24 protein-coding genes are annotated in these 24,887 nt (G+C 47.1%); 15 read left to right on the top strand and 9 right to left on the bottom strand.

Annotation, left to right across the window (positions count from 1 at the left end):
- Positions 1-7: 7 nt before the first annotated feature.
- Both BFC18_RS19000 and queF read right to left on the bottom strand, forming a co-directional pair.
- On the bottom strand, positions 8-1,516 hold the full coding sequence (locus tag BFC18_RS19000) for a GGDEF domain-containing protein (RefSeq protein WP_070127149.1): 1,509 nt from the start codon (positions 1,514-1,516) through the stop codon (positions 8-10).
- Positions 1,517-1,544: 28 nt separating this feature from the next.
- Entirely contained in the window at positions 1,545-2,384 is an 840-nt protein-coding gene (gene queF, locus BFC18_RS18995; protein WP_070127147.1) for an NADPH-dependent 7-cyano-7-deazaguanine reductase QueF, read from the bottom strand.
- A gap of 110 nt (positions 2,385-2,494) precedes the next feature.
- Between queF and syd the strand changes: the two genes are divergently transcribed.
- Positions 2,495-3,043, top strand: a complete 549-nt coding sequence (syd, locus tag BFC18_RS18990; protein WP_070127145.1) for a SecY-interacting protein — start codon at positions 2,495-2,497, stop codon at positions 3,041-3,043.
- On the opposite strand, the gene BFC18_RS18985 is transcribed toward syd, so the two are convergent.
- On the bottom strand, positions 3,044-3,328 hold the full coding sequence (locus BFC18_RS18985) for a hypothetical protein (protein ID WP_070127143.1): 285 nt from the start codon (positions 3,326-3,328) through the stop codon (positions 3,044-3,046). It lies immediately after the preceding gene.
- Between the two features lie 216 nt (positions 3,329-3,544).
- Here BFC18_RS18985 and BFC18_RS18980 point away from each other — a divergent pair, with 216 nt between their 5' ends.
- Both BFC18_RS18980 and BFC18_RS18975 read left to right on the top strand, forming a co-directional pair.
- Positions 3,545-3,904 (top strand): DUF3192 domain-containing protein, encoded by a 360-nt coding sequence (locus BFC18_RS18980; protein WP_070127141.1) that lies wholly within the window; start codon positions 3,545-3,547, stop codon positions 3,902-3,904.
- A 144-nt stretch (positions 3,905-4,048) separates the two neighbouring features.
- Positions 4,049-4,696 (top strand): GNAT family N-acetyltransferase, encoded by a 648-nt coding sequence (locus BFC18_RS18975; RefSeq protein WP_070127139.1) that lies wholly within the window; start codon positions 4,049-4,051, stop codon positions 4,694-4,696.
- Between the two features lie 4 nt (positions 4,697-4,700).
- Here BFC18_RS18975 and BFC18_RS18970 read toward each other — a convergent pair whose 3' ends face one another.
- The 3 genes from BFC18_RS18970 to BFC18_RS18955 form a co-directional block, all read right to left on the bottom strand.
- Complete coding sequence (locus tag BFC18_RS18970; RefSeq protein ID WP_070127138.1) at positions 4,701-5,960, bottom strand: DEAD/DEAH box helicase; 1,260 nt, start codon at positions 5,958-5,960, stop codon at positions 4,701-4,703.
- Positions 5,961-6,861: 901 nt separating this feature from the next.
- Positions 6,862-7,164 carry a DUF3301 domain-containing protein gene (locus tag BFC18_RS18960; RefSeq protein WP_070127135.1) on the bottom strand — a complete coding sequence of 101 codons (303 nt, stop codon included), beginning with the start codon at positions 7,162-7,164 and terminating at the stop codon, positions 6,862-6,864.
- Between the two features lie 2 nt (positions 7,165-7,166).
- Entirely contained in the window at positions 7,167-8,219 is a 1,053-nt protein-coding gene (locus tag BFC18_RS18955; protein ID WP_070127134.1) for a DUF3549 family protein, read from the bottom strand.
- 150 nt (positions 8,220-8,369) lie between these two features.
- Between BFC18_RS18955 and BFC18_RS21660 the strand changes: the two genes are divergently transcribed.
- Genes BFC18_RS21660 through BFC18_RS18940 form a run of 3 tightly spaced genes read left to right on the top strand, consistent with a single transcriptional unit; the run spans position 8,370 to position 9,909 of the window.
- Entirely contained in the window at positions 8,370-8,684 is a 315-nt protein-coding gene (locus BFC18_RS21660; RefSeq protein ID WP_070127133.1) for a YqcC family protein, read from the top strand.
- Positions 8,674-9,435: a pseudouridine synthase gene (locus BFC18_RS18945; RefSeq protein ID WP_070127131.1), complete on the top strand. Its 762-nt coding sequence runs from the start codon at positions 8,674-8,676 to the stop codon at positions 9,433-9,435. The genes BFC18_RS21660 and BFC18_RS18945 overlap by 11 nt, the downstream gene beginning before the upstream one ends.
- A 21-nt stretch (positions 9,436-9,456) precedes the next feature.
- Positions 9,457-9,909 (top strand): flavodoxin domain-containing protein, encoded by a 453-nt coding sequence (locus BFC18_RS18940; protein WP_070127129.1) that lies wholly within the window; start codon positions 9,457-9,459, stop codon positions 9,907-9,909.
- 77 nt (positions 9,910-9,986) lie between these two features.
- On the opposite strand, the gene dapD is transcribed toward BFC18_RS18940, so the two are convergent.
- The 3 genes from dapD to map form a co-directional block, all read right to left on the bottom strand.
- A complete protein-coding gene (gene dapD / locus BFC18_RS18935; protein WP_070127127.1) occupies positions 9,987-10,811 on the bottom strand; it encodes a 2,3,4,5-tetrahydropyridine-2,6-dicarboxylate N-succinyltransferase in 825 nt (274 codons plus the stop codon).
- Positions 10,808-13,459: a [protein-PII] uridylyltransferase gene (glnD, locus tag BFC18_RS18930; protein WP_070127125.1), complete on the bottom strand. Its 2,652-nt coding sequence runs from the start codon at positions 13,457-13,459 to the stop codon at positions 10,808-10,810. The genes dapD and glnD overlap by 4 nt, the downstream gene beginning before the upstream one ends.
- 184 nt (positions 13,460-13,643) lie before the next feature.
- Positions 13,644-14,438 carry a type I methionyl aminopeptidase gene (gene map, locus BFC18_RS18925; protein ID WP_070127549.1) on the bottom strand — a complete coding sequence of 265 codons (795 nt, stop codon included), beginning with the start codon at positions 14,436-14,438 and terminating at the stop codon, positions 13,644-13,646.
- Between the two features lie 364 nt (positions 14,439-14,802).
- Between map and rpsB the strand changes: the two genes are divergently transcribed.
- The 9 genes from rpsB to bamA all read left to right on the top strand — a co-directional run bounded on the left by rpsB (position 14,803) and on the right by bamA (position 24,854).
- On the top strand, positions 14,803-15,534 hold the full coding sequence (rpsB, locus tag BFC18_RS18920) for a 30S ribosomal protein S2 (protein WP_070127124.1): 732 nt from the start codon (positions 14,803-14,805) through the stop codon (positions 15,532-15,534).
- Between the two features lie 127 nt (positions 15,535-15,661).
- Positions 15,662-16,534: a translation elongation factor Ts gene (gene tsf / locus BFC18_RS18915; protein WP_070127122.1), complete on the top strand. Its 873-nt coding sequence runs from the start codon at positions 15,662-15,664 to the stop codon at positions 16,532-16,534.
- Positions 16,535-16,729: 195 nt separating this feature from the next.
- Positions 16,730-17,470 (top strand): UMP kinase, encoded by a 741-nt coding sequence (gene pyrH / locus BFC18_RS18910; protein WP_070127121.1) that lies wholly within the window; start codon positions 16,730-16,732, stop codon positions 17,468-17,470.
- A gap of 16 nt (positions 17,471-17,486) precedes the next feature.
- Complete coding sequence (gene frr, locus BFC18_RS18905; protein WP_070127119.1) at positions 17,487-18,044, top strand: ribosome recycling factor; 558 nt, start codon at positions 17,487-17,489, stop codon at positions 18,042-18,044.
- 63 nt (positions 18,045-18,107) lie between these two features.
- Positions 18,108-18,827 carry a polyprenyl diphosphate synthase gene (gene uppS, locus BFC18_RS18900; RefSeq protein ID WP_070127547.1) on the top strand — a complete coding sequence of 240 codons (720 nt, stop codon included), beginning with the start codon at positions 18,108-18,110 and terminating at the stop codon, positions 18,825-18,827.
- A gap of 58 nt (positions 18,828-18,885) precedes the next feature.
- Positions 18,886-19,749 carry a phosphatidate cytidylyltransferase gene (locus BFC18_RS18895; protein WP_070127117.1) on the top strand — a complete coding sequence of 288 codons (864 nt, stop codon included), beginning with the start codon at positions 18,886-18,888 and terminating at the stop codon, positions 19,747-19,749.
- Positions 19,749-20,930, top strand: coding sequence for a 1-deoxy-D-xylulose-5-phosphate reductoisomerase (gene ispC, locus BFC18_RS18890; protein WP_070127116.1), 1,182 nt, complete (start codon positions 19,749-19,751; stop codon positions 20,928-20,930). Before BFC18_RS18895 ends, ispC begins: the two co-directional genes overlap by 1 nt.
- On the top strand, positions 20,930-22,285 hold the full coding sequence (gene rseP / locus BFC18_RS18885) for a sigma E protease regulator RseP (protein WP_070127115.1): 1,356 nt from the start codon (positions 20,930-20,932) through the stop codon (positions 22,283-22,285). Before ispC ends, rseP begins: the two co-directional genes overlap by 1 nt.
- Positions 22,286-22,376: 91 nt before the next feature.
- Positions 22,377-24,854, top strand: coding sequence for an outer membrane protein assembly factor BamA (gene bamA / locus BFC18_RS18880; RefSeq protein ID WP_070127114.1), 2,478 nt, complete (start codon positions 22,377-22,379; stop codon positions 24,852-24,854).
- The last annotated feature ends 33 nt before the right edge of the window (positions 24,855-24,887 follow it).

Raw genomic sequence — 24,887 nt, 5'->3', positions numbered from 1 at the left:
CACAGTCCTATTCGACTACAACGCGATTTCTGCCACCTTTTTTGGCTTGATAAAGTAACTCGTCAGCACGGGCAAACATTGACTCCGGCAAGTCGTCCATTCGCAGGCATGTTCCCCCAAAGGAGGCGGTGATACTGACTTTTTCTTGTTTAAATTTGAACGGTAAGCGAGCGAGAGATTGTCTCATGTCGTCGAGCTTTTTCTCTAACGCCGATACCTCTATAAAGGGTAGGAGCATAACAAACTCCTCGCCACCCCAGCGCGAGATAAATTCATCACCGTGCAGGTGTTTTTTCAAGTGATGGCCTACTACCTGTAATGTTTTATCTCCCGCCTGGTGGCCAAAGCGGTCGTTGATTGACTTAAAAAAGTCGATATCGATAACTGCCAGCGAAAGCGCACGATTATCTAATTTGGCTTCTTCATACTCGCGATTGAAACGTTCATTATATGCCAGACGATTAGGTAAACGGGTGAGGGGATCGGTATGACTAAAGGCCGTCTGTTCCGCTAGTTTTCGTCGGTAGAGCTGTGCTTGGCGCTGCAAATTTTCCAGTTGCGTTTGCATGGAATTAAACAGACTCATCAATGCTTGCTGCTCTTCATTGTCAGCCGCTTTTCGATCTGCTACTGCTGAAGAAATTGATGCGATGTGTGTCTTGGCCTGTTGTTTCAACAATTCCAGAGAGTCTGATTCCTGAACAGTCTGATCCATTTGATTTAGCTGCGAAGTGATATCCGCTGAACTCTTTTGACGTTTTTCAAAAGACTGTGAGGACGTCTCAATACTTGACTCAACTTTCTCCTGGATACCGCCCAATGCAGTGTAAATCCGATAAATCATGCGTCCGGAGAGGGTGGCTTCATGCATTGTTTCTGTGACTACCAGCCGAATAACCGTTAAACAGGTTTGCAATAAATCGTCTTCACTGAGCGGGCTATCAAGGCGCTTTTTAAGATCTTGCACTCGCGGCTCGTCAGGTTGCTTCTTCGCATAGCTGTTAATTAACTGGCTAAGCTCGTTTTGAATTTCCTCGAATAAGGTCCCACTTTGACGCCCTTCTGTATCAGCTTGAATATTTTTACTGTTATCAGCCGCTACGGGTTGCGAAACATTCGAAAATAATCTGATGGCACGCAAACACAATGACTGAAGCTCAAACAAGTTATTTACAGGCATTTGGGCAGCACTAAGTACTAGCGCACATTGCCGGGTTAACTCTTGGTCTTGTGCAAAGTTTTGCTGAAATTGCTTTATCGATTTTTCTAATTCTCGAATGGTTAGCTGGGTGTGTTGCTTAACTGAGCTTTGTGCAAGCTGAATATGATTATTCAGCTTGTTGATACTCGCTGTGGCTAAGGTGTAATCAGGTTTGGCGGATAAATGGCCTCGCAAGACTTTGAGTTCGTTATCTGTCTCTGCAGACAGTCCCTCATAGAAACTACTTAGCCTAACAATGAACTGGGCTAACGTTTCGTTATGCGTCTTGAGGGCTGTTAACTGTTTAGAATCCATGTTGAACCTTAAATTCTTCGCATCACAATTACTGACGCGCCGAGCGTACATTCTTGCCCGGCTGCTCGAAGTTAGAACGATATGGGTTGATGTCTAATCCGCCCCGGCGGGTGTAACGCGCATAAACGGTTAATTTTTCAGGTTTACAGTGGGTCATGATGTCACTGAAAATACGTTCGACACACTGCTCGTGAAATTCGTTATGCTGACGAAAACCAATCAAGTATTTCAGCAAGCTTTCCCGGTTGATTTGCTCGCCTTGATAAGCAATTTGAATACTTGCCCAGTCAGGTTGACTGGTTATCAGACAATTGGATTTTAGCAGATGACTTACCAGCTTCTCCGAGACATTGTTCGCTGACGTTTGCAGTAAAGTGGCATCCGGTGAATAGCTGTCGATGGTCACATCTAAATCGTCGATAACGTCACCGTCAAATTCGGCCATCGACAAACTAGAGAATGCATTAGATAGATAAAGTGTCACCGTCACTGCTTCACCTGCACAATTGCTCAAATCAGCTTCCAGACGCTCTTTCACTTGAGTTGTACTATCGAAGGCAGTTTGATTGAAACTGTTCAGATAAAGCTTGAACGATTTTGATTCGATGAGATTGCATGAGGTAATAGGAACGCGACATTCCATAATCGCCACCTGTGGCTTACCTTTCGCATTAAGCCATGACAACTCGTACCCCGTCCAGATATCACAGCCATGAAAAGGCAGGGCATCAGCATTCAAGCTGATAGTGTCGCGACTCAGCGATCGAGGAACCCCTTGAAGTAACGCCGGGTTATACTGGCTTTCATATTCAACCGTTTTACCAAGTGTCAGATCAGAAGGCACCTGAAAACTAATTGGATTTGTCATAATGTGTACATCAACCTTAAAATCTCAGACGTAATGAGACCATAAAACCTGTCGACCGGGATATTTCCTGGTGCTACTCAGACATAAAGTTTAACGAAAAGGCCAAGTAAATGCCCGCTGAATTAGCACAATCTTTAGATTCTTTTTTTGAAAGCTGCGATCATCAGAACAACGCAGACAGCTATTTTTCCATTGCGTACGAGCAAGATTGGCCATCACCTTGCTACCACCAAACGGCTAAAGACGGGGATTTCGTGTCCTGGCAACCCGTAAGGCAGCAAGATGAAAACACCTTCAAAGGGGTGGAGTCAGCGCTTGAACTTACCCTGGATGAAGAATTCTGTTTGTTTTTTACCCGCTATTACAGTTTTCACTTGCCAGCGACAACTGCGCGAGGAGACTGCGAACTACTGCAGGTATGCAGTGAAGAGGACTTTAAGCGACTGCAAGAGAACTTAATTGGCCACATAATGATGAAACAGCGTTTAGGGCAGAAAATCACGTTGTTTTTTGCTTTGACGGATGACGATGATTACCTGCTCTCTGTGGATAACGACACCGGAGAAGTGGTTCTGGAACGAGTCGGGAAAGAGCCGCAGGAAGTGCTTGCGCCTTCTCTGGCAGCGTTCATCGAGCAGCTTTCTCCCCGCCAAGCTTAATCACACATCGAGATTTGCCAGCCGCTGTTCAAGGATGACCATCGCGGCTTCTAACTCGGCAACACGTTTTTCCAGTTTTATAACCCGGTCGTCGGCATTAGGCTCTGCGGGTTGCTCGGTTTGTTGACTACTGGCGTTAAAAAGCCTGATGGCGTTGATGGCATCAGTAACCGATACTTTAAACGGCGCTTTACTGCGTAGTAAGCCTACACTGGGTTGTAAACCTGATTTCTGCATCTGATGGCAAAGCAGGATGAGCTGTTGAGACTGATCGGCCGTCGACATAATTTGAATTCCATAGCAAAGCGATGTTTGAAAATGCGAGCCGTAGACATCACTCATGTCCACGTAGCTCAATCGACGAAATAATAGTGGAATGCGCTAAATGTTGATACGATTTTTTAAAGCTTAATTTAACAAGTGCCTAATTATCATAGGGTTACTGGTTGGCCCAATAGTTGATTATGAAGTCGTTAAACCATCAAAAATAAAAGGATTATGATGAAAAGTTTCGTTCTGGCTATAGCATTGATTTCCCCGTTTGCCCTTTCTGGTTGTGTTATTTCTGTAGGAGGTGACGACGGTCATTACTCTTCAGATTGGGAAGACCGTGAATACAATAACCGTAAACACGTGGCGCAGTTGGAAAAAGGCATGACCTACGAATCTGTGGTGCGCAAGATGGGCGTTGCAGATTTCAGTGAAATGCATGAACAAAGTGATCATGCCTATCGCGTGCTCTTTTACCGCACGCAACGAACAATGGATGATGGCGTAACCACCAAAGACGAGTGTACACCGTTAGTATTCAGAGATGGTGTGTTATCTGGATGGGGTGACGCGGCTTACCAGCAGTTATAAAATTTCATCCTGCCCAATTAATTATCGTTAACTTTGGTTTAACATTTGGGGCTATTTTCTGTACAGTGACTAAACTAATAGCTGGTTAGTTATTCAGGCGTCAGCAGTCCATACCGCCTGATCTCATTGTCAGGGGATCGCTTTATGAACACTGTACTAGATCAAGACGTGCGGGCAGAAAATGTCCGCGCCATTTTTCTTACTGCCGACAACCTTAAAGTGGCGGCTTCTATTCTATATAACGCGTATTTCGACGATCCCTTATTCATGGATATTTTCCAGGCTGAGAAAGAAGGCTTTGAGGGACGATTAAGAGCGGCTATTAGAGAGGAGTTGGAAGCGTTTTGGGATGCGGAGCAACCCATGATTGGGCTGTTCGATGGCAGTCGCCTGTTAGCGGTAGCCTGTTTGACAAAGCCTAACCGCGATTTTTCCAGTGGGCGATTCTGGCATTGGCGTCTGAAGATGCTGCTGACTGCCGGATATTTCAGTACTAAAGCCATGGTAGAAAAAGAGGAAAAAATCCGCAGTGCCATGCCTGCCCAGCACTACCATATGGTTTCTTTTATTGCCGTCCATCCCGACCATCAACACCTTGGGTTGGGGCATATTTTAATGAGTGCCATCGACAGTATCGTGAACGAAGACAGAGAAAGCGAAGGTGTCGGCGTTTTTGTAAGTGTGCCGAAATATCTGGCTTTTTTTCGCGGCGGTTTTTATCAGCAGATCTCAACCATCACCGTTTCTGAGGTGACTGGAGAAATATTGTTTAAGCCGAAACCGCTGGCCTGAATCATTAACGGCGGCGACGTTTGTTGTTTCGCGCTTTGCCGCTGTCGCTTTTTCCCAGCGCTTGCGCCCGTAGTGCTTTTTTTGACGGTTTGCGAGATGAATGACTTTCCTCAGTGGCGTTCATATCTGGCTCGAAGCCCGGTACCCACTGAGATGAAAAATGTTGCTTCGTGAGCTTTTCTACCTCTTTAAGCAAGTACTTTTCTTTCGCTGATACCAACGAAATCGCCACTCCTTCCTTACCTGCGCGACCGGTTCTGCCAATACGATGTACGTAGTCTTCAGCGTTGTAGGGCAGCTCGAAATTGATCACGTGCCCCAATTGCTGAATGTCGAGCCCGCGCGCTGCGACGTCTGTAGCCACCAGAGCGCGCACATCACCTAGCTTAAATTCTTCAAGGCCTCTTTCACGGGCTCCCTGGGATTTGTCTCCGTGCACAGCCACCGCACTAATGCCATCTTTTACCAGTTCTTTTGCCAGTTCATCGGCACCTTGTTTTGTACGGGTGAAAATCAATACTTGTTGCCAGTTTCCCGAGCCAATCAGATAAGCCGTTAATGCCGCTTTGCGCTTAGCATCCACTTCGTAAATGCGCTGTTCGACCTTTTCCACCGTTGTATTGCGCGCTGTCACTTCAATAAGTTTAGGATTGTTCAGCAGTGTTTTGCTTAATGCAAAAACGTCATCGTTAAATGTAGCGGAAAAGAAAAGCGTCTGTTGGCGTGCCGGTAAGCGTTTGAGGATTCGATTAATATCAGTAATAAACCCCATATCCAGCATGCGATCAGCTTCATCAAGCACCAGCTTATCGATAGTTGTCGGGTCGATAAGTTCCTTGATGGCTAGTTCCAGAAATCGCCCGGGCGTTGCCACCAGAACATCACACCCTTGCTCTAGTGCCTGAAGTTGTGGGTTGATGCTGGCACCGCCGTAAGCAACCACTGTGTTTACAGATAACCCGTCACTATACTTCACAAAGCTTTGATAAACCTGTTGGGCAAGTTCCCTTGTTGGCGTGAGCACCAGTACGCGGATGGATTTATCTGAAGAAGCCGTGGTGTCGGTTGTTTCTATAACGCGTTGAATCAACGGTAAGGCGAAAGCGGCTGTCTTTCCTGTACCGGTTTGGGCGCCTGCCATCACATCCTGATTCGCGAGGATCTCTGGGATCGATGCAGCCTGAATAGGCGTCGGATTGGCATATCCGAGGGAATGTAACGTAGCTAATAAAGTGGGATTGAGTCCAAGGGAAGAAAAGCTCATGAAAGGTACCGACCGCAATAAATGAATCCGGTAGAGTCTATCATCGATTAGGAATTTAAGCCTAAATACATACACTGTTCACATATTTAATACGATTCGACAAGCAGATCCGCATAAAGTTGCCCGTAAATGTGAACACTCATCCTTTTTCTCTCGTTATTCGTCGTGTAAAGATCACCCAAAAGTTTGTAAGACATGTCTTACAAACGTGTAAGATTTTGAAAGTATTTTTATGACGTTTTTATTAGACCAAAGTATAAAGTCTATGTTTTTGTTAGACTTTTTGCTAATACTGATTATTACAGTTCGGTGACGACGTATTTTTTTAAAAAAAGCATGTAGCACAGATCTTTAGGATCAGTAGTATTAATCACGTCACAGGGAAACACGACGAGTCAGGAAGATTCTCAAGGATGAACTTTTGACAACCGATGGAACGGAATACCAACATAGGATGTGTTGGTTTCAGGGACAAAGGAAAAGGGATTACGGCCAGGGTGGCCGCAGGGACAACTTCACGGAATGAAGAATACCACAGGATCGTGGTTCTAAGGAAAAGGACTGTGCAAGGCTTGCACGTAAAGGACAACTCCACGGAACGGAGAATACCACTGCAAGGATGAGTGGTAAAAAAGGAAAGATGGAAAGGAATAGCAGTCGGAGTGTTGCAAAGGAAAAACTCAAGGACGGGTTGTGCTACATCATGGATGTGTAGCGTTTAAAGGATCAAAGGAAAAGGGACCCGCTCAAGGATTGTGTGGCCTGCACAGGATTTGCAGGAAAAAATGGAAAGGGGCGGAAACGGATTTTTATCTGGACGGTGAAAATTGCTACGGATAGCAGAGATGGACGCTCAAAATTCAGAAAAAGCGATAGCCCCGAGGCTATCGCTTTTTTTGTATTAAACCCTATAGGGCGGCAGTTGTGTGCGAAGTATTCGCTTACCAACCAATTCTATTTCTCCGGTATATCTGTCTTCCCCGTTGCCTGAAAACTCGAACTGAAAATGAGAATGCCAATCCGGCTTCGCATATTTGAAGGTGATACGCGTCGAAGTGCGAGCAAGGGTCAGCAGTTGGAGTTGATGGGTATCGCAATATCTATTGGCATGCTCAAATGCCGCTTCAGAAATGCTTCGAATACGCCAAAACTGAAAACCGGCGAAACCTATTAGCAAAAATAAACAAAGTTCGGCAAGTGTCATAACTATTGCTTCTGAGCCTGATTAAACAGGCGACCAAACGCGACGGCCAAAATCTCGCTGCGATCCGGTGAGCGCAACATGCTCAGCACCTGTAATCTGAGAATGGGCAGTTGTACCAAGTCAGAGAAGAACCCGGCAAACAGTTGTCCCTGCATCGCTTCTTTATCATCAATAAATGCGGCACGTTCAAAAAACGCGACCAGCAAGGATTCGTCCAGTTGGCTGTAGAGTCTGCCTGCAATAACGCTGAGCAAATGTATATCAGCCGAGTCCTTTGCTAATAGGTTTGCAAGTAGTGTTTTTGTCTGAGGTTCTGGCGTTTCGCTTGATAATGCGCGTAGTGCCGCTAAACCGACTGCGGGTTCGCTGTCTATGCGTGCCTGACAAAAGTCTGCAATGGCATTATTCAACGCATTGTCTAACGTTACCGGTTCAGCGGATTCAAACAGGGTTTTAAGAAAATCCTGTTGATATAACTTCAGGTTGTCTGCAACCGTTTTAGCGAGGGTTGGCGCTTCAAGCTTTACTGCAAAATCTGCCACAGCCTGCACAGATAATTCGCGCCAGTCACTGATAGCTGGTGCTTTCACGTATTGCTCAACCTTATCGGTACCAACGCTGTCTGGCAGATGAAGCAAACGACGAGTTAACGCGTTGAAGATCGCCATTTGAGACTGGGGTGGTACAAAAGAGTATGGGTTATCAGGCAGTTCGTCCTGGCCATCTTCGCTCAGGCTGCTACCCAGAGCGTCGACAATGATTTGCAAAAAATGGTTACGAGCCGCCACTACCAGCAAGCCACGCTCATCCACGGGAAACTTTACAAACCAAACATAATGCTGTTTTACCGGCTTACCAGACCAGAAAACAATCGCGAACCAAGCATGTTGCTGTCGTGGGCGAGGGCAGGGGAGCATGCCGTTTTCCAGGTCGAGAAACATTTGGGTATCCATAGCATGCACACCCCGACCCAAATCAAACAATTGAAAGTTTGTGCCAGCATGCAGCAAAAACTCACTGAGTGTCTGAATTGACTGTGCTGATGGGTTTGCCATGGTACTTCTCTCCGCCAGAATAAATAAAGCCGCTATGATAGCGATGCGCACGGCCTTTTACTACCGCAATTATGGTCGTGTATACTGTCGCCTTTTGCACAGCAGGCGCTAAAAATACATGCTTGCAGACAGCATACAGAGCAATGGTTAATGTCGATAAAGTACGAGCAGATTGCGGTACTGCTAAATGAACTGGAGTTGGGGCTTAAAGCCGCCGAACTCTGGTCGCAGGTATCGCCTCATCCTGACAAGCTGAAAAGCACCCAACCCTTCGCCCGGGATACGCTGGATTTTGAACAATGGCTTCAATTTATCTTTATTCCACAGTTTCAATTGATCATTAAGCAGCAAAAGCGGTTACCTGAGAGTATGGCGATTCTGCCCATGGCACAAATGAGTTTACCCGGCGAAATGCCGATACACCTGGTTTTGCAGCAACTGGATGAGGTAGTCAGTGGAAAATGAAGTAATTCGCAATAACGATGTGTCGGTTTTGTATCAGGATGATTACATCGTTGCCATGGATAAACCGCCAGGGTTGTTGGTGCATCGTAGTCCTATCGATAAAAGAGAAACCGAATTTGCGGTACAAAAGCTTCGTGATGCAGTGGGGAAACATGTATTTCCCGTACATCGATTAGATCGCCCCACCTCTGGCGTACTCCTTTTTGCCTTCGATAGACAAACCGCAAGTCAGCTTGGACAAGCGATGATGGGAAAAAGTATTATTAAAGGTTATCAAGCCCTTACTCGCGGCTGGGTGCAGGGGAGTGGATTAATTGATTATGCGCTGACCTTTAAGCGAGACAAGTTTGCTGATGCCCATCGCGTGCAGGAAGTAGCCCCTCAACATGCGGTAACAGAATACAGCGTAATGAAAAAATACAGTCTGCCGTTTGCCGTGGGGCGATATGAAAGTGCACGGTATTCATTGGTTTCCCTGCGACCTTTTACAGGCCGTAAGCATCAATTACGTCGTCACCTGGTACACTTAAGAAATCCGATTCTCGGCGATACCACCCACGGTGATGGCACGCAGAATAAATTTATCCGAGACAGGTTTGGTTTTAACCAATTAGCCCTCACTTGTACATTAATGCAATTTATCCATCCGATTACCGGTGAATCGGTGTCAATTGAGACAACTCCGCATAAGGCGTTTGCGGCACTACTCGAAAATATTGAACAGTACCGGCTGGATGATCACATCAATTAAAGTGAAGAGTAAAAGTTAACTATGACAGCATTAACTATTTTGGTCGGCAGCGTGTACGGTAATTCACAACACGCAGCAGAAACGGTAGCGGAAAAACTTAGCGCTGAAGGTATAGAGTGTGATGTGAACAGCGATCCTCAGGTATCTGATGTGACCGACGCACAAGCGTTACTGGTAATAACGTCGACGACCGGGCAGGGGGATGTGCCGCCAAACTTGGAATTTCTGTTTTCCGATTTGAAAGATCAGTTCCCGCAATTAAATAGAAAACCATTCGCTGTGATTGGCTTAGGTGACAGCAGCTATGTCGATTCATACTGTGCGGGTGGAAAACAGTGGTTTGAACTGCTAACCGAACTGCAGGGGAAGCCGGTAGCGGATATGTTGGAAGTGGATGCTATCGAGCATTTTGAACCGGAAAAGCCTGTGGTTGAGTTCGTGGAGTCGATTAAAAACGATCTTATTTCTGCATAAAGTATCGAACTCCTGTTTCGTTACATACAAAAAAGGCGCTGACCCTTGCGGGTAGCGCCTTTTTATTTATGAAAAACTTATTCTACGCCGCGCAGCAGAGCGTTGATACCCACTTTTGCACGGGTTTTTGCATCTACTTTCTTCACGATGATAGCAGCGTACAGGCTATGAGAGCCGTCTTTGCTTGGCAATGAGCCAGATACAACCACGGAGCCTGCAGGTACACGGCCGTAAGTGATTTCGCCGGTTTCACGGTCATAAATACGGGTGCTTTGAGAAATGTAAACGCCCATTGAAATTACCGCGCCTTCCTCAACAATTACACCTTCTACGATTTCAGAACGTGCGCCAATGAAGCAGTTGTCTTCGATGATGGTTGGATTGGCCTGCAGCGGCTCCAATACACCACCGATGCCCACACCACCAGACAGGTGAACGTTTTTACCAATTTGTGCACATGAGCCAACCGTCGCCCAGGTATCAACCATGGTGCCTTCGTCTACGAATGCGCCAATGTTTACGTAAGATGGCATAACAACCACATTCTTACCAACGAAAGAACCTGTACGAACAGCCGCTGGTGGAACGATACGCACGCCTTCAGCGGCGAATTGCTCAGCAGTGTAATCTGTGTATTTCAGAGGTACTTTATCGAAGAACTTAGATTCAGCACCATCGATGATGTCATTGTTGTGAAGACGGAAGTACAACAGTACCGCCTTTTTCAGCCACTGATGAACTACCCACTCTCCGGCGATTTTCTCAGCCACGCGCGCTTTGCCGCTATTCAGTAAAGCAATGGCGTCGGCTACGGCTTGGCGTACTTCGTCTGGCGCTGAAGAAGGTGACAGGCTGTCGCGATTTTCAAAGGCTTCTTCAATGATAGTTTTCAATTCAGTCATGATATGTTGATGTCTTCAAGTTGATCGAGTTTAAACAGGATCTGCTTTTTGAGAGCAGTCTGTTGCTCAGGGGTTAACGATTTGCCAGCATCGTTGCTGACAATAAATATATCCTCGGCGCGTTCACCGATGGTGGCAATCTTTGCCAGTTTAAGTACGACATTCCTGTCAACGAAGGCATGGCCAATTTTAGCCAGAATACCCGGTGCGTCCAGTGCTTCCAGTTCAATCAATGTGCTTTCTTCATTAAGGGTAAAGAAGCGGATTTTGGTCGGTACGTCCAACTGGCGTAACTGACGGGATAGTTTACGCTTGTTGTCGTGTGCTCTGCCTGGCTTTTCCAACTGGTCGAGGATAGCCTTTTCAAGACTGAGGGTACGGTTTTCGCCGCTTAAGCGTGAACCGTCGTTTTCCAATACCAGAATGCTGTCGAATACGTAGCCGTCACGGGTAATGGTGATGTGTGCATCGTGTATGGAGCAGTTGCGGCTGTCGAGCACCGATGCTACCTGGGCAAACAGCGCTTTACGGTCACGGCCATAAATCAGGATTTCGGTACCGCCTTTGGCGCTGTTGTCATTCGCTTTCACCACCAGGGCATTGGCATCATCCCGCAGTTCTGATTTCTCTGCGGTGAGGATCACCTGGGAGTGCCAGGCTATTTGCGCGGGTTTGAAACGAACGAAATAATCATCATCCATCCGGCTCCACAGACTCTTAATGTCTTGTTCAGCGATACCCTGAGATTCCAGGATAATCCGCGCAGTATGTTTATGCTCTTTTACCCGATCATCAAGGGTAACCTGACACTGCAAGCCATTGTCTAACGCTTTTTGGGTCATCAGGTAGAGTTCCCGCAGGAGCGACGACTTCCAGTCATTCCACAAGTTATCGTTAGTGGCGCGAATATCGGCGAGGGTCAGCACATACAACAGATTCAGATGCGTATGACTTCGCACAGCAGTAGCAAATTCGCTGATCACTTCAGGATCATAAATGTCCCGGCGTTGGGCTACCACCGACATGAGCAAGTGGTTTTCCACCAACCATGCCACCAGATCGGCATCCCGGGCATCGATACCATGAAGCAAGGCAAACGTAGCAACGTCTTCGGCACCCAGTTCAGAGTGATCACCACCACGACCTTTAGCGATATCATGAAACACTGCCGCCAGATAGATGATCTCAGGATGATCTAAATTTCGTACGATGCGACCACAGCGAGGAAACTCGATATTCTGTGGTTGGAAATAGCGATTCACATTTTTTACAACCCGATGGGTGTGTTCATCCACGGTGTAAGCATGGAACAAGTCGAACTGCATCATGCCGACAATTTTGTCCCACTCAGGCAGGTACGACTCAAGAATGCCGTACTCGTGCATGATATTCCAGCCGAAATCAAAGAAATGGGGATGACGGAACAAATCCATCAATTTGCCACGACAGGCTTCCCGTTCAACGTAATATTGATTTTCAAACTTACGGCGAGCGTTACGTAACTGACGAATGGTATCCGTGTCGAGCCCTTTAACATCTGGGGTATCAGCAATAACGTTCAGGAAATCGAGTACTGCTTCAGGACTATCAAAAACATTGCTTCGTGTGGGGGAGATCATGCCATCAAGCAGGTGGAAGTCGGCATTGACCGGCACGTCGTTTTGTACGCTTTGATTCAGCATATCGTAGCGGAAGCGCTGCAGCAGCATTTTATTCAGTTCACTGACCCGACGAATCACGCGGAAGAAGTCGCGCATCATTTTCTCAACTGACGCTTTTCCATCGCGACCATAACCGAGTTTCTCGGCAACGTCAGGCTGGTAATCAAACAATAAGCGGTTTTCACTGCGACCAGCAATTAAATGCAGGGCAAATCGCATGCGCCATAAATGCATTCGGCAACTAATGAGTTCACTATGCTCTTCTGGGGCAAAATAACCGTGACCCACCAGGTCGAAGCCATCAGAGACTTTGAAGTGTTTCTTCGCCACCCAGCCAATAGACTGGATATCACGCAAACAACCCGGATTTTCTTTAATGTTCGGCTCAAGGTTGTAAGAGGTGCCATTGAACTTGGCATGACGGGTTAACTGTTCTTCGTACTTCGCTTTAAAGAATTCTTTTGAGGAGAGGGCACGACGGCCATTAAGCTTTTCCCACAACGTTTCGAATACACTGGCATCACCCGTCAGTAAACGACTTTCAACCAGGTTGGTAGCAATGGTAATGTCTTCTTTCGCCAGCGAAAGCGTGTCTTTGACGGTGCGAACAGACTGTCCTACATCCAGTTTGATGTCCCATAGCAGGGTAATGAACTGGCTTATTTTTTCTTGTGCTGGCTGCTTCAGTGATTTGTGGCTGACAATAAGTAAGTCAATGTCTGAATGCGGCTGTAAGTGACCGCGACCGTAGCCGCCCACTGCACACAGCGCTAACCCACTCACGGCATCCAGTCCCATGAGTTGCCAGATACGCGCCAACAGCGCATCGATAAATTTTGCGCGCCCAGTGACAAGCTCGTCTACCGGCGTGTTATCAAATGCGCTTTCCAGCCATTCGCCGGAGGCAGTAATGCTAGCCTTTATTCCCGCGATATCATCGGCTGAGGTGATGTTTTCTGCCTGATCGATCAGTGTCTGTAAGCTCAAAATATGCCTTTACCTACTTCTGGAAGGAAAAATCTGGCGAACAATAACACGAATCAGTGGCTTTGCGCAGTATGCAAAAGTGATGAAAACGCGCTAATTAGCGAATAAGTAGACGAAAAAGTTATAAAAGGCAGGAGGATGGACGGACAAAGAGGGTGTCCGTCCTAATCTATTAGTTAACTACTTAACTGTGGCTGATCACGCGAGGCAGCGTTTCTTCATCACGCAGAGTGAGGATTTCAACACCGTCTTCTGTCATCAGTAACGTGTGCTCCCATTGGGCACTGAGGCTGCGGTCTTTAGTGACTACAGTCCATTGGTCTGGCAGTACTTTCGAGTAGCGCTTACCTGCATTCACCATGGGCTCAATGGTAAAACACATGCCAGGCAGTAATTCGTCGCCTGTGCCAGGTTTGCCATAGTGCACGATTTGCGGTTCTTCATGAAAACCCGCGCCAATGCCATGCCCACAATATTCGCGAACGATGGAATAGTTGTGTGATTCGGCATGTGTCTGACAAATATGGCCGATGTCGCCTAAACGCATCCCTGGTTTAACCGCTTTAATGGCTTCATATAAACATTCTTGCGTTACTCGCACCAGACGTTCAGCAAGAATGCTTGGCTTACCCACGATAAACATTTTCGAGGTGTCGCCGTGATACCCGTCCTTTATTACCGTCACGTCGATATTGACAATATCGCCGTCTTTGAGTTTCTTGTCAGACGGAATGCCATGACAGATACAGTGGTTAACCGACGTACAAATCGACTTTGGAAACGGCGGATGACCATAATTCAGCGGTGCTGGAATCGCGTCTTGTTCATTAACGATGTAGTCATGACAAAGCGTATTAAGTTCGTCAGTGGTTACGCCTTTTTTCACATGCGGCGTAATCATAGTCAGAACGTCGGCGGCGAGTTTTCCGGCGACGCGCATTTTTTCAATTTCTTCAGCGGTTTTGATGATAGCTGCCACTGTACCCTCGATAACTGGTTTCAATAAATAAACTAATGCATCGATTTTTCCTACGTTTATACGCAGTAATGAATGATAAAGATGCATGATTACAGCAATGGTAACCGCTGTAGCCACGGCTGTATAGTCAGGTGAGGCGAGTGCGCGAAAACTTGAGTGCGCCGGGGCTTTGTGGTATAAAGCGCCCGCGTTTCGAAAGACTCATTAAATTTAGCGATTTTTTAAGCCACCGTAAACGTAAATAAACTTTTTAAATAACACACATATACCGACACTGACATCGGGGTGTCTGCTAAGTCTTAATGGCTTAAATGCGGATCGATGGAAGGGGTATATGGAGGCCTAACCCCAAGAGGAAAATATCATGGCAAACGTATCAATGCGTGACATGCTGAAAGCCGGCGTGCATTTCGGTCACCAAACTCGCTACTGGAACCCAAAGATGAAGCCTTTCATCTTTGGTGCTCGTAACAAAGTTCACATCATCAACCTGGAAAAAACAGTACCTCTGTTTAACGAAGCAATGAACTACCTGTCAGGTGTTGCTTCTAAGAAAGGTAAAATCCTTTTCGTAGGTACTAAGCGCGCAGCTGGCGAAGCAGTTAAAGATGCTGCTGCTAAATGCGACCAGTTCTATGTGAACAAGCGTTGGTTGGGCGGTATGCTGACTAACTGGAAAACAGTTCGTCAGTCAATCAAGCGTCTGAAAGATCTTGAGCAACAGTCTCAAGACGGTACTTTCGAGAAGCTGACCAAGAAAGAAGCACTGATGTTGCAACGTGAAATGGACAAGCTGGAAAGCAGCCTGGGCGGTATCAAAGACATGGGCGGTCTGCCTGACGTGATCTTTGTAATCGACGCCGATCACGAGCACATCGCAATTACTGAAGCACGTAACCTGGGTATCCCTGTAGTTGGTGTTGTAGATACTAACTCTAACCCTGACGGTGTTGATTTCATCATCCCTGGTAACGATGACGCGATCCGTGCGGTTCAGCTGTATCTTGATGCAGCTGCTGACGCAGTAAACAAAGGTCGCGAAAGCAACCTTGAAGTTCAGGCTGAACAAGACGACTTCGTAGAAGCGGCTGAGTAATCAGACCTGATGGGTGACAGTGGTTATGGCATTGACATGCCACTGTCATCAAAAATAACGAATATCTGAAGAGGGGCATACAACGCCCCTTTTACCTTATTAATGTTTAATGCTGAGGAATTGAAAAATGGCAGTGACTGCAGCACTTGTTAAAGAACTGCGTGAGCGTACCGGCGCAGGTATGATGGATTGTAAAAAAGCGCTGGTTGAGACCGATGGTGACATCGAACTGGCCATCGAAAACATGCGTAAGTCTGGTCAGGCTAAAGCCGCTAAGAAAGCTGGCCGTATCGCCGCTGAAGGTGTAATCCTGACTCAGGTTGAAGGCAACCGCGCAACCATGATGGAAGTTAACTGTGAAACTGACTTCGTTGCTCGTGACGAAGGTTTCCTGGGCTTCGGTAACAAAATTCTGGCCGTTGCACACGCTGGCAACATCAACTCTGTAGAAGAGCTGAACGAAGCTGAATTAGACGGCGCGAAAGTAATCGAAGTACGTGACGCACTAGTTGCTAAAATCGGTGAAAACATCTCTCCTCGTCGCGTTATCAACGTTGAAGGCGACAACTTAGGTGCATACGTGCACGGCGGTCGTATCGGCGTAATCGCTATCTTAAACGGTGGCGACGAAGAACTGGCTAAAGACGTAGCAATGCACGTTGCAGCGGCAAGCCCTCAGTTCGTTAAACCTGACGACGTTCCTGCTGAAGTTGTAGAAAAAGAGAAAGAAATCCAGGTAGAACTGGCTATCCAGTCTGGTAAGCCTGCCGATATCGCTGAGAAAATGGTTGCTGGTCGTATGAAGAAATTCACCGGCGAAATCAGCCTGACAGGTCAGCCTTTCGTTAAAGATCCTTCTGTTTCTGTTGGCGAACTGCTGAAGAGCAAAGGCGCTGACGTTGTTAACTTCATCCGTTTTGAAGTGGGTGAGGGTATCGAGAAGAAAACCGAAGACTTCGCAGCAGAAGTTGCGGCACAAATGGAAGCGGCGAAGAAATAATTCTGCGTTTCGCTTTTTCATTCGGCCAATGTCGGATACACTACAGAGCACCTCTTCGGGGGTGCTTTTTTATGAGTAGGGCAGACAGCCCGAACCATCATAAAAAATATCGCTTGTAACGAGTCGGCTTGCGTCATTTCTTGTTGAGCATAACGAGGCATGAGACAAGCCGAATTCATAAGGACTATTCAAATAATGAGTATCACACCAAAATCAGCCTATCGACGTATTTTGTTAAAACTCAGCGGTGAAGCGCTGATGGGTTCAGAAGGGTTCGGTATCGATCCCAAAGTTCTTGATAGAATGGCTCAAGAAATTAAAGAGCTGGTTGAATTAGGTGTGCAGGTGGGTTTGGTTATCGGTGGCGGTAACCTGTTCCGTGGTGAAGGTCTGGCTAAAGCGGGCATGAACCGCGTTGTTGGTGACCACATGGGTATGCTGGCCACCGTGATGAATGGCCTGGCTATGCGTGATGCCTTGCACCGTGCCTTCGTAAACGCCCGTTTAATGTCAGCCATTCCTCTGAATGGCGTATGTGACGCCTACAACTGGGCTGAAGCCATTAGTCTGCTGAAATCCGGCCGCGTTGTTATTTTCTCTGCAGGTACCGGTAATCCTTTCTTCACCACCGATTCTGCTGCTTGCTTACGTGGTATCGAAATTGAAGCAGAAGCTGTGCTCAAAGCCACGAAAGTTGATGGCGTGTACAGCGACGATCCGGTGAAAAACCCAGATGCGACCCTTTACCCGACACTGTCCTATCAGGAAGTGCTCGAGAAAGAGCTGAAAGTAATGGATTTATCTGCTTTCACCCTGGCCCGTGATCATCGTATGCCTATTCGCGTATTCAACATGAATAAACCCGGATGCCTAAAGCGCGTCGTAATGGGTGAGCAGGAAGGCACACTGATCGACCATCCTGAAAATTTAAAGTAAGAAATAGGAAACAACTGTGATTGATGAGATAGAAATGGATGCGCAAGAGCGCATGGAAAAAAGCATCAGCGCACTGAAAAGTCAGCTAAGCAAAATTCGCACAGGTCGTGCACACCCTAGTCTGCTCGACGGCATCATGGTGCCATATTACGGCGTAGACACACCGCTTAAGCAGGTTGCTAACGTGGTTGCAGAAGACAGCCGCACACTGGCACTGAGCGTATTCGATAAGAGCGCGATTCAGGCCGTCGAAAAAGCGATCATGCAGTCTGACCTGGGCCTTAACCCAATGAGCGCGGGCGGTTCAATCCGCATTCCTTTACCACCGCTTACAGAAGAGCGTCGTAAAGATTTAATCCGCGTTGTACGTAACGAAGCGGAAGGTGGTCGTGTTGCTATCCGTAACATCCGTCGTGATGCGAACGGTGACGTAAAAGACCTGCTGAAAGAAAAAGAAATCAGCGAAGATGAAAGTCGTGCAGCGGAAGAAAATATTCAGTCGCTGACTAACGATTTCATCAAAAAAGTGGATGCCATGCTGGCAGACAAAGAAAAAGAACTAATGGAAATTTAAATAGTTACTATGTTAGGAATGCGGTCTAACACAGCGCCTGAAAAAACTGATGTCCTGGCCTCCATGCCAGGACCTCAGCACGTTGCGATCATCATGGACGGAAATGGTCGATGGGCGCAAAAAAAGGGCAAAATCAGAACGTTCGGACACAAAGCCGGCGTGGAATCTGTTCGTGCAGTGGTACGTTTTGCTCGTCAGAATAATATTCAATCACTGACTCTTTTCGCTTTTTCCAGTGAAAATTGGAAACGTCCCGAAGAAGAAGTGTCGGTGCTTATGGAGTTGTTCAATTTGGTTTTGAACAACGAGGCGAAACGCTTGCACAAAAATGGCGTACGTCTCAAGGTGATTGGTGATGTATCAGCTTTCGATGACAAGCTTACCGAAAAGATTCGGAAAGCCGAAGCGATGACAGCAGACAACCAAGAGTTAGTGCTAAATATTGCCGCTAATTACGGTGGTCGCTGGGATATTGTCAATGCCGCCCGTCAAATCAGTGAGGCCGTGAGCGAAGGCAAAATGACGTCTTCAGAAATCACAGAAGCTACGTTCGACTCACACATCTCTACCGCGGGTTTACCGGAACTGGATTTACTTATCCGTACTGGGGGCGAGCATCGCATCAGTAATTTCTTGCTGTGGCAATGTGCTTATGCGGAACTTTATTTTACCGACGTACTGTGGCCGGATTTTTCCGAAGACGTATTTCAGCAAGCTGTCAATGACTTCAAGCAGCGTCAGCGTCGGTTCGGTCTTACAGGCGAGCAGGTCAGCGTTCCTTAAGCTGAGCCTGCGCCATTAAGACGGAGCGCTTTCCGTCATCAGGAGCACAACGCCAATTATGCTAAAACAACGGATAATAACAGCATTAATTCTGGCGCCACTGGCGCTTATCGCGATCCTTTTTCTGCCTGTCTGGTGGTTTGAGGTAGCCATTGCCGGTGTCATCGGTCTGGGTGGCTATGAGTGGGCAAATATGTCTGGCATTAAGGCCCGTCCTCGTAAAGCCATGTTTGCGGCGTTTGTCTTTGCACTCTGTCTGGTGTTGTCGTCTTTAGTGAACGCATCAGACATCTGGTATCAGGGCCAGTTACATGGCCTCTATCACTTCATTCTTGGTATCTCTGTCATCTGGTGGTTATTCTCGCTTTGGATGATCATCTTCTATCCACGCTATTCCACGTTCTGGCGCAATAACAACCTTATTCGATTGGGCTTTGGGCTGTTAACGCTCATTCCTACATGGGTGGCCGTTATCAGCTTACGTACCAGCTTGCACGATGTAGACACCCTGTATGGTTCATCGCTTATTTTTTATGTGCTGGGTATTGTCTGGGCGGCGGATATCGGTGCTTTCTTCAGTGGTGTTAAATTCGGTCGTCATAAACTGCGTCCGAATGTGTCTCCGGGTAAAACCCTGGAGGGGCTCATTGGCGGAATTGGCGCCTCTTTTGCGATTATTGCGTTTGCCGCTTTGCACTACCAGGTCGCTACCGATCGTATCTGGCTACACCTTCTCATTGGCGGTATTACCGTTGCTGTTTCAGCACTGGGCGATCTAAATGAAAGTATGCTCAAGCGCTGTGCTGGCATTAAAGATAGCGGTAAATTGTTGCCTGGTCATGGTGGTATTCTCGATCGTATCGACAGCCTGACCGCGGCATTCCCAGTATTTGCCTTCTGTTATGTAACCTGGATGGCATGATGCAAACCGTTACTATTCTTGGTGCAACCGGCTCCATCGGTTGCAGTACACTCGATGTCATAAATCGCCACCCGGACAAGTACCGGGTTTTTGCCATCACGGGTAATCAGCAAATTGAAAAGCTGTTACAACAGGCGAAAGACTGCGCAGCTCGATATGTGGTGCTTGCCGATGACAACCTGTACGACAAAGCCCGTGAAATGGCGGCCCAGATGCAGGTTGAATCTGAAATTCTCTGTGGCCATAAAGCCCTTGAAGAAGTGGCGAGTGCCCCTGAAGTTACGTCAGTAATGGCTGCGATTGTCGGTGCTGCAGGCCTGTTACCAACTCTTGCTGCGGTGAAGGCGGGTAAACGGGTGTTGTTAGCCAACAAAGAAGCCCTGGTGATGTCTGGCGCGCTGTTTATTGATGCTGCACGTCAATCCGGCGCAGAAATCCTGCCTATCGATAGCGAGCACAATGCTATTTTTCAGTGTTTGCCCGATAATTTTGAATACGGCGAGCTCGCGGCTTCCGGTATCAAGCAAATTCTACTTACCGGTTCTGGTGGTCCGTTTCGCGAGCGTACACTAGCCACTTTTTCCGACATTTCTGTGGAGGAGGCTTGTCATCATCCGAACTGGTCGATGGGGCGTAAAATTACCGTCGATTCCGCCACCATGATGAACAAGGGGCTAGAATTTATCGAAGCCTGCTGGTTGTTTGGCGCCACATCAGATGACATCACCGTTGTGCTGCATCCACAGAGTGTGATTCATTCTATGGTGCAGTATAACGACGGTTCAGTGATTGCTCAGCTTGGCAATCCTGATATGCGTACGCCTATCGCTTATGGCCTCGCCTGGCCTGAAAGAATTGACGCGGGTGTAGCACCCCTCGACTTTGCAAAAATGGCAGACTTATCATTTTCCTCGCCTTGTTATGAACGCTATCCCAACCTTAAACTTGCCATCGATGCCTGTAATGCGGGGCAAGCCGCTACCACCCGTTTGAATGCGGCGAATGAAATTGCCGTTGCGGCGTTCCTCGACGGCGAAGTGGGTTTTACTGATATTGCGCGAATTAACGAAGAAACACTGAATAAATTGGAACCTGTTAGCGTTTCGTCTCTCCAACAAATCCTTGAAGAAGATCGCAAAGCCCGTGATGTGGCAAGGGAATTGGTAAGGGGTATCGCGTAGTGTTGTCGTTTTTATGGAGTTTAGGTTCATTTATTGTGGCGCTGGGTATTCTGGTGGCCGTACATGAATGGGGGCATTTTTATGTAGCCCGGTTATGCGGGGTGCATGTTGAACGCTTCTCCATTGGTTTTGGTAAGCCATTCTGGACGCGAGTAGACAAAAAAGGTACCGAGTTTGCCGTCGCCGCTATACCTCTTGGTGGCTATGTACGAATGCTTGATGAGCGCGTGGATACCGTACCGGAAGAAAAACGTCACCTGGCCTTCAACAACAAGCCGGTATTACAGCGAATGGCGATTATTGCCGCAGGGCCCGGGGTAAACTTTATTTTTGCGGTTATTGCCCTTACCGCCATGTTTCTGATCGGTCAGAACAAAGTTAAACCCGTAGTGGGTGAAGTGCTACCTCAAAGTATTGCCGCGCAAACTCAGCTGCATAGTGGCGATGAAATTGTAGGCGTAGATGGGCACGACACGCTGGACTGGGAGTCAGTCAATCTGGAACTGGTTTCGGCTATCGGTGGCGATTTTGTGCCAATTACTGTAAAGAATGCGCAAGGAATAACCAGTCAGGTTGAATTAAACATCAGTAACTGGAACTTTGATCCAGAAAAGCAGTCTGCATTAAACAGTTTGGGTATCGTGCCATTCAGGCCTGCCATAACACTGAATATCGGTCTTGTCTCTGCAGATAGCCCGGCAGAGCAAGCCGGATTGTTAGTCGGTGATTCTCTGGTTGCGCTTAACAATGTTAAGATTGAAAGCTGGGAGTCGCTGGTAGAGCAGGTTAAAGCGTTGCCTGGTGAAGACGTAGCCTTAACCATAAAACGCGATGGACAGACGCGGGTAATTAATGCCACTATCGCGCGCCGCGACACGCCAAATGGTCAAACTGGCTTTTTGGGCGTTAGTCCGCTGGCTGAACCCTGGCCCGAGGGCTATGTGTTTGTGCATCAGTATGGTCCGTTCGACGCCATTGTAAAGGCGACGGATAAAACCTGGCGCTTAACGGCTGTCAGTGTTGAAATGTTAGGTAAGCTGGTAACCGGTGATGTGTCGTTGAACAATCTCAGCGGCCCGATTTCCATTGCACAGGGTGCAGGGGTGAGTGCAGGTTATGGCCTGACTTACTTTTTGAGTTTTTTAGCGTTGATCAGTGTCAGTCTTGGCATTATCAACTTGTTGCCAATTCCTATGCTGGATGGTGGTCACTTGCTGTTTTATGTCATCGAGTGGATCACAGGAAAGCCAGTACCTGAAAGGATTCAGGAAACAGGATTTAAAATTGGCGGCGCATTGCTCTTTATGATGATGAGCATTGCCATTTTTAACGATATAAGTCGCTTTACCTCTTAGTTTGTCTGTTGGTTTGATAAACAGACACAAGTAAATGTAGACGACCATTTTAAATTAGAACAGCAAAACGCGGCCAGGAACAAAAGAATAGATGAAGTTAAATCAGTTAGTAGCAGCCGGACTCATGGCGTCCAGTGCTAGCTTCGCCAATGCTGCAGTGTCTGACAGTGAATTCGTTGTTGAAGATATTAAAGTCATCGGTTTGCAACGTGTTGCATTAGGTGCAGCGCTGACGTATCTGCCGGTACAGGTAGGTGATCGACTCAATAGTTTCCGAATCACCCAGGCAATTCGTTCACTATACTCTTCTACGCACTTTGAGCGTGTTGAGATCCTTCGCGATGGTAGTACATTGGTGGTTAAGGTCGCAGAGCGTCCTACTATCAGTAACATCATCTTTGAAGGAAATGACGATATTAAAGATGAACAATTGCAGGAAAGTTTGGATGGCAATGGCGTTCGAATTGGCGAGCCGTTGGACAAAACTGTTCTAACATCAATTGAAAATGGCCTGAAAGATTTCTTTTACAGCATCGGTAAATACAACGCTGACGTGTCTGCGATTGTTACCCCGCTGCCTCGTAACCGGGTCGATCTCAAGCTGCTCTTCGAAGAAGGCGATGCCGCCGAAATTCAACAGATCAACATCGTGGGTAACTCGGTGTTCTCTGATGAAGAGTTGATGAAAGACCTCGAACTTCAGTTTGATACGCCGTGGTGGGATTTCTTATCCGAAACCCGTTATCAGCAGCAAACGCTGCAGGGCGATATGGAAACCTTACGCAGTCACTATATGGACCGCGGTTACCTGCGCTTTAACATCGATTCAACGCAAGTCTCAATGACGCCAGAGAAAGACGGCATTTATATCGCGCTGAACGTAAACGAAGGTGAGCAATATACTGTTTCTGATGTTGAACTGGTCGGTGACTTATTAGGCAACGAAGAATACATCCGTTTAGTGTTACCGATTAACGTTGGTGAGCTGTACAACCAAGCGGAAGTGACCTACACCGAAGAGTTTATCAGTAAGTATCTGGGCCGCTTTGGCTATGCTTATCCTACAGTAACCACGGTGCCAGAAATTAACGATGAAGATAAAACCGTTAAACTGACACTTTCTGTCGACCCGGGCAAGCGTATTTATGTGCGCCGGATCAACTTTGAAGGTAATACTGTCACCTCGGATTCTGTTTTACGTCAGAACGTAAATCAGATGGAAGGGACCTGGCTATCCAATACCTCACTCGAAACGTCGAAAGCATCCCTGTCTCGTCTGACTTATATGGAAGAAGTGGAATTCGAAACCACGCGATTGCCAGGACTTGATGACCAGGTCGATGTTGACTTCAATGTTAAAGAACAGCCTTCAGGTTCATTTAATGCCGGTATTGGTTATGGTGACCGGACGAAACTGAGCCTACAGGCAGGTATTCAGCAGAATAACTTCCTTGGTACAGGTAAACAGGTTGGCCTGAATGTCAGTACTGTTTCGTATCAACGTTCTGCGCAAATTACCTATAACGACCCGTACTTCACCATAGATGGAATCAGCCTTGGTGGTACTATCGGTTACAGTGAATTCGATGGTTCTGACTTTAACGTTATTCAATATAACTCCAAGCGCTGGTCTGTTGGTGCCAACATTGGTTATCCGATTAACGAAGTAAACCGGATTAACTTTGGCCTGACGTATTCCAGTGTGGAACTGTACAACACCGGTTACTACGAGCAGACAGAACAGTTCTATAACCAGTTCCGTGATGCGACCGATCCAGAAGCGCCAATCAATTACGACAGCTACCAGGCGAGTGTGGCATGGAGCCGTAGCACGCTGAACAGAGGTTTGTTCCCAACAGCTGGTTCGTCACAGCGCGCCAGTTTGTCGGTTACTACACCAAATTCAGACGTTAACTACTTTAAAGCGGTACTCGATACCAAGTTTTATTTCCCGCTGTCTCGTGATACGCGCTGGACCGTACTGGCCCGTCTTCGCTTAGGTTATGGTAATGGTTACGGCGAAACGAACGGTAACGAGCAAATCCTGCCATTTACCGAAAACTTCACCGCCGGTGGTGCTGACACCCTGCGTGGATTTGAGAACAACACGGTAGGTCCTCGTGGTATTATCCGCGGGAACACCAACAGTATTGTTGGACCGGATGGGCAGGTTTATCCTGGTGGTTCCGCTACCGACGGTATCAGTATTTCAAGACGAAGCCTTGGTGGTAATGCCATGGCCCTTGGTGGCTTGGAGCTTATTGTTCCCACACCATTTGTCGATGCAGAATATGATAATTCAGTACGTACCAGTATGTTTATTGATGTCGGTAACGTTTGGGATACTGAATTTGATTATGATAAGTACAAGGATTTAACCCAGTACAGTACAAATTCTGGCGGATTGATAGACTATTCCGACTGGACACAGTATCGTAGTTCCGCCGGTATTTCTGTACAATGGATTTCACCGATGGGGCCGATGGTCTTTAGCTTCTCTCGCGCTATTCAAGAACGTGAAGGCGACGATGCTAAATTCTTTACCTTTAATATCGGTCAAACATTCTAATTCTAATCCGGAAGTGAACCGGGCTTTAAAAAT

This window comes from Alteromonas confluentis (genome assembly GCF_001757105.1).
Lineage (GTDB): Bacteria > Pseudomonadota > Gammaproteobacteria > Enterobacterales > Alteromonadaceae > Alteromonas > Alteromonas confluentis.
Note: the sequence above shows the minus strand (reverse complement) of the source record. Positions and strands in the feature narration are given on the sequence as shown.

Coding starts and splice junctions, on each gene's coding strand:
- BFC18_RS19000 (WP_070127149.1), bottom strand. CDS start 1,516: ATGGATTCTAAACAGTTAACAGCCCTCAAGACGCATAACGAAACGTTA.
- queF (WP_070127147.1), bottom strand. CDS start 2,384: ATGACAAATCCAATTAGTTTTCAGGTGCCTTCTGATCTGACACTTGGT.
- syd (WP_070127145.1), top strand. CDS start 2,495: ATGCCCGCTGAATTAGCACAATCTTTAGATTCTTTTTTTGAAAGCTGC.
- BFC18_RS18985 (WP_070127143.1), bottom strand. CDS start 3,328: ATGTCGACGGCCGATCAGTCTCAACAGCTCATCCTGCTTTGCCATCAG.
- BFC18_RS18980 (WP_070127141.1), top strand. CDS start 3,545: ATGAAAAGTTTCGTTCTGGCTATAGCATTGATTTCCCCGTTTGCCCTT.
- BFC18_RS18975 (WP_070127139.1), top strand. CDS start 4,049: ATGAACACTGTACTAGATCAAGACGTGCGGGCAGAAAATGTCCGCGCC.
- BFC18_RS18970 (WP_070127138.1), bottom strand. CDS start 5,960: ATGAGCTTTTCTTCCCTTGGACTCAATCCCACTTTATTAGCTACGTTA.
- BFC18_RS18960 (WP_070127135.1), bottom strand. CDS start 7,164: ATGACACTTGCCGAACTTTGTTTATTTTTGCTAATAGGTTTCGCCGGT.
- BFC18_RS18955 (WP_070127134.1), bottom strand. CDS start 8,219: ATGGCAAACCCATCAGCACAGTCAATTCAGACACTCAGTGAGTTTTTG.
- BFC18_RS21660 (WP_070127133.1), top strand. CDS start 8,370: ATGTCGATAAAGTACGAGCAGATTGCGGTACTGCTAAATGAACTGGAG.
- BFC18_RS18940 (WP_070127129.1), top strand. CDS start 9,457: ATGACAGCATTAACTATTTTGGTCGGCAGCGTGTACGGTAATTCACAA.
- dapD (WP_070127127.1), bottom strand. CDS start 10,811: ATGACTGAATTGAAAACTATCATTGAAGAAGCCTTTGAAAATCGCGAC.
- rpsB (WP_070127124.1), top strand. CDS start 14,803: ATGGCAAACGTATCAATGCGTGACATGCTGAAAGCCGGCGTGCATTTC.
- tsf (WP_070127122.1), top strand. CDS start 15,662: ATGGCAGTGACTGCAGCACTTGTTAAAGAACTGCGTGAGCGTACCGGC.
- pyrH (WP_070127121.1), top strand. CDS start 16,730: ATGAGTATCACACCAAAATCAGCCTATCGACGTATTTTGTTAAAACTC.
- uppS (WP_070127547.1), top strand. CDS start 18,108: ATGCCAGGACCTCAGCACGTTGCGATCATCATGGACGGAAATGGTCGA.
- BFC18_RS18895 (WP_070127117.1), top strand. CDS start 18,886: ATGCTAAAACAACGGATAATAACAGCATTAATTCTGGCGCCACTGGCG.
- ispC (WP_070127116.1), top strand. CDS start 19,749: ATGCAAACCGTTACTATTCTTGGTGCAACCGGCTCCATCGGTTGCAGT.
- bamA (WP_070127114.1), top strand. CDS start 22,377: ATGAAGTTAAATCAGTTAGTAGCAGCCGGACTCATGGCGTCCAGTGCT.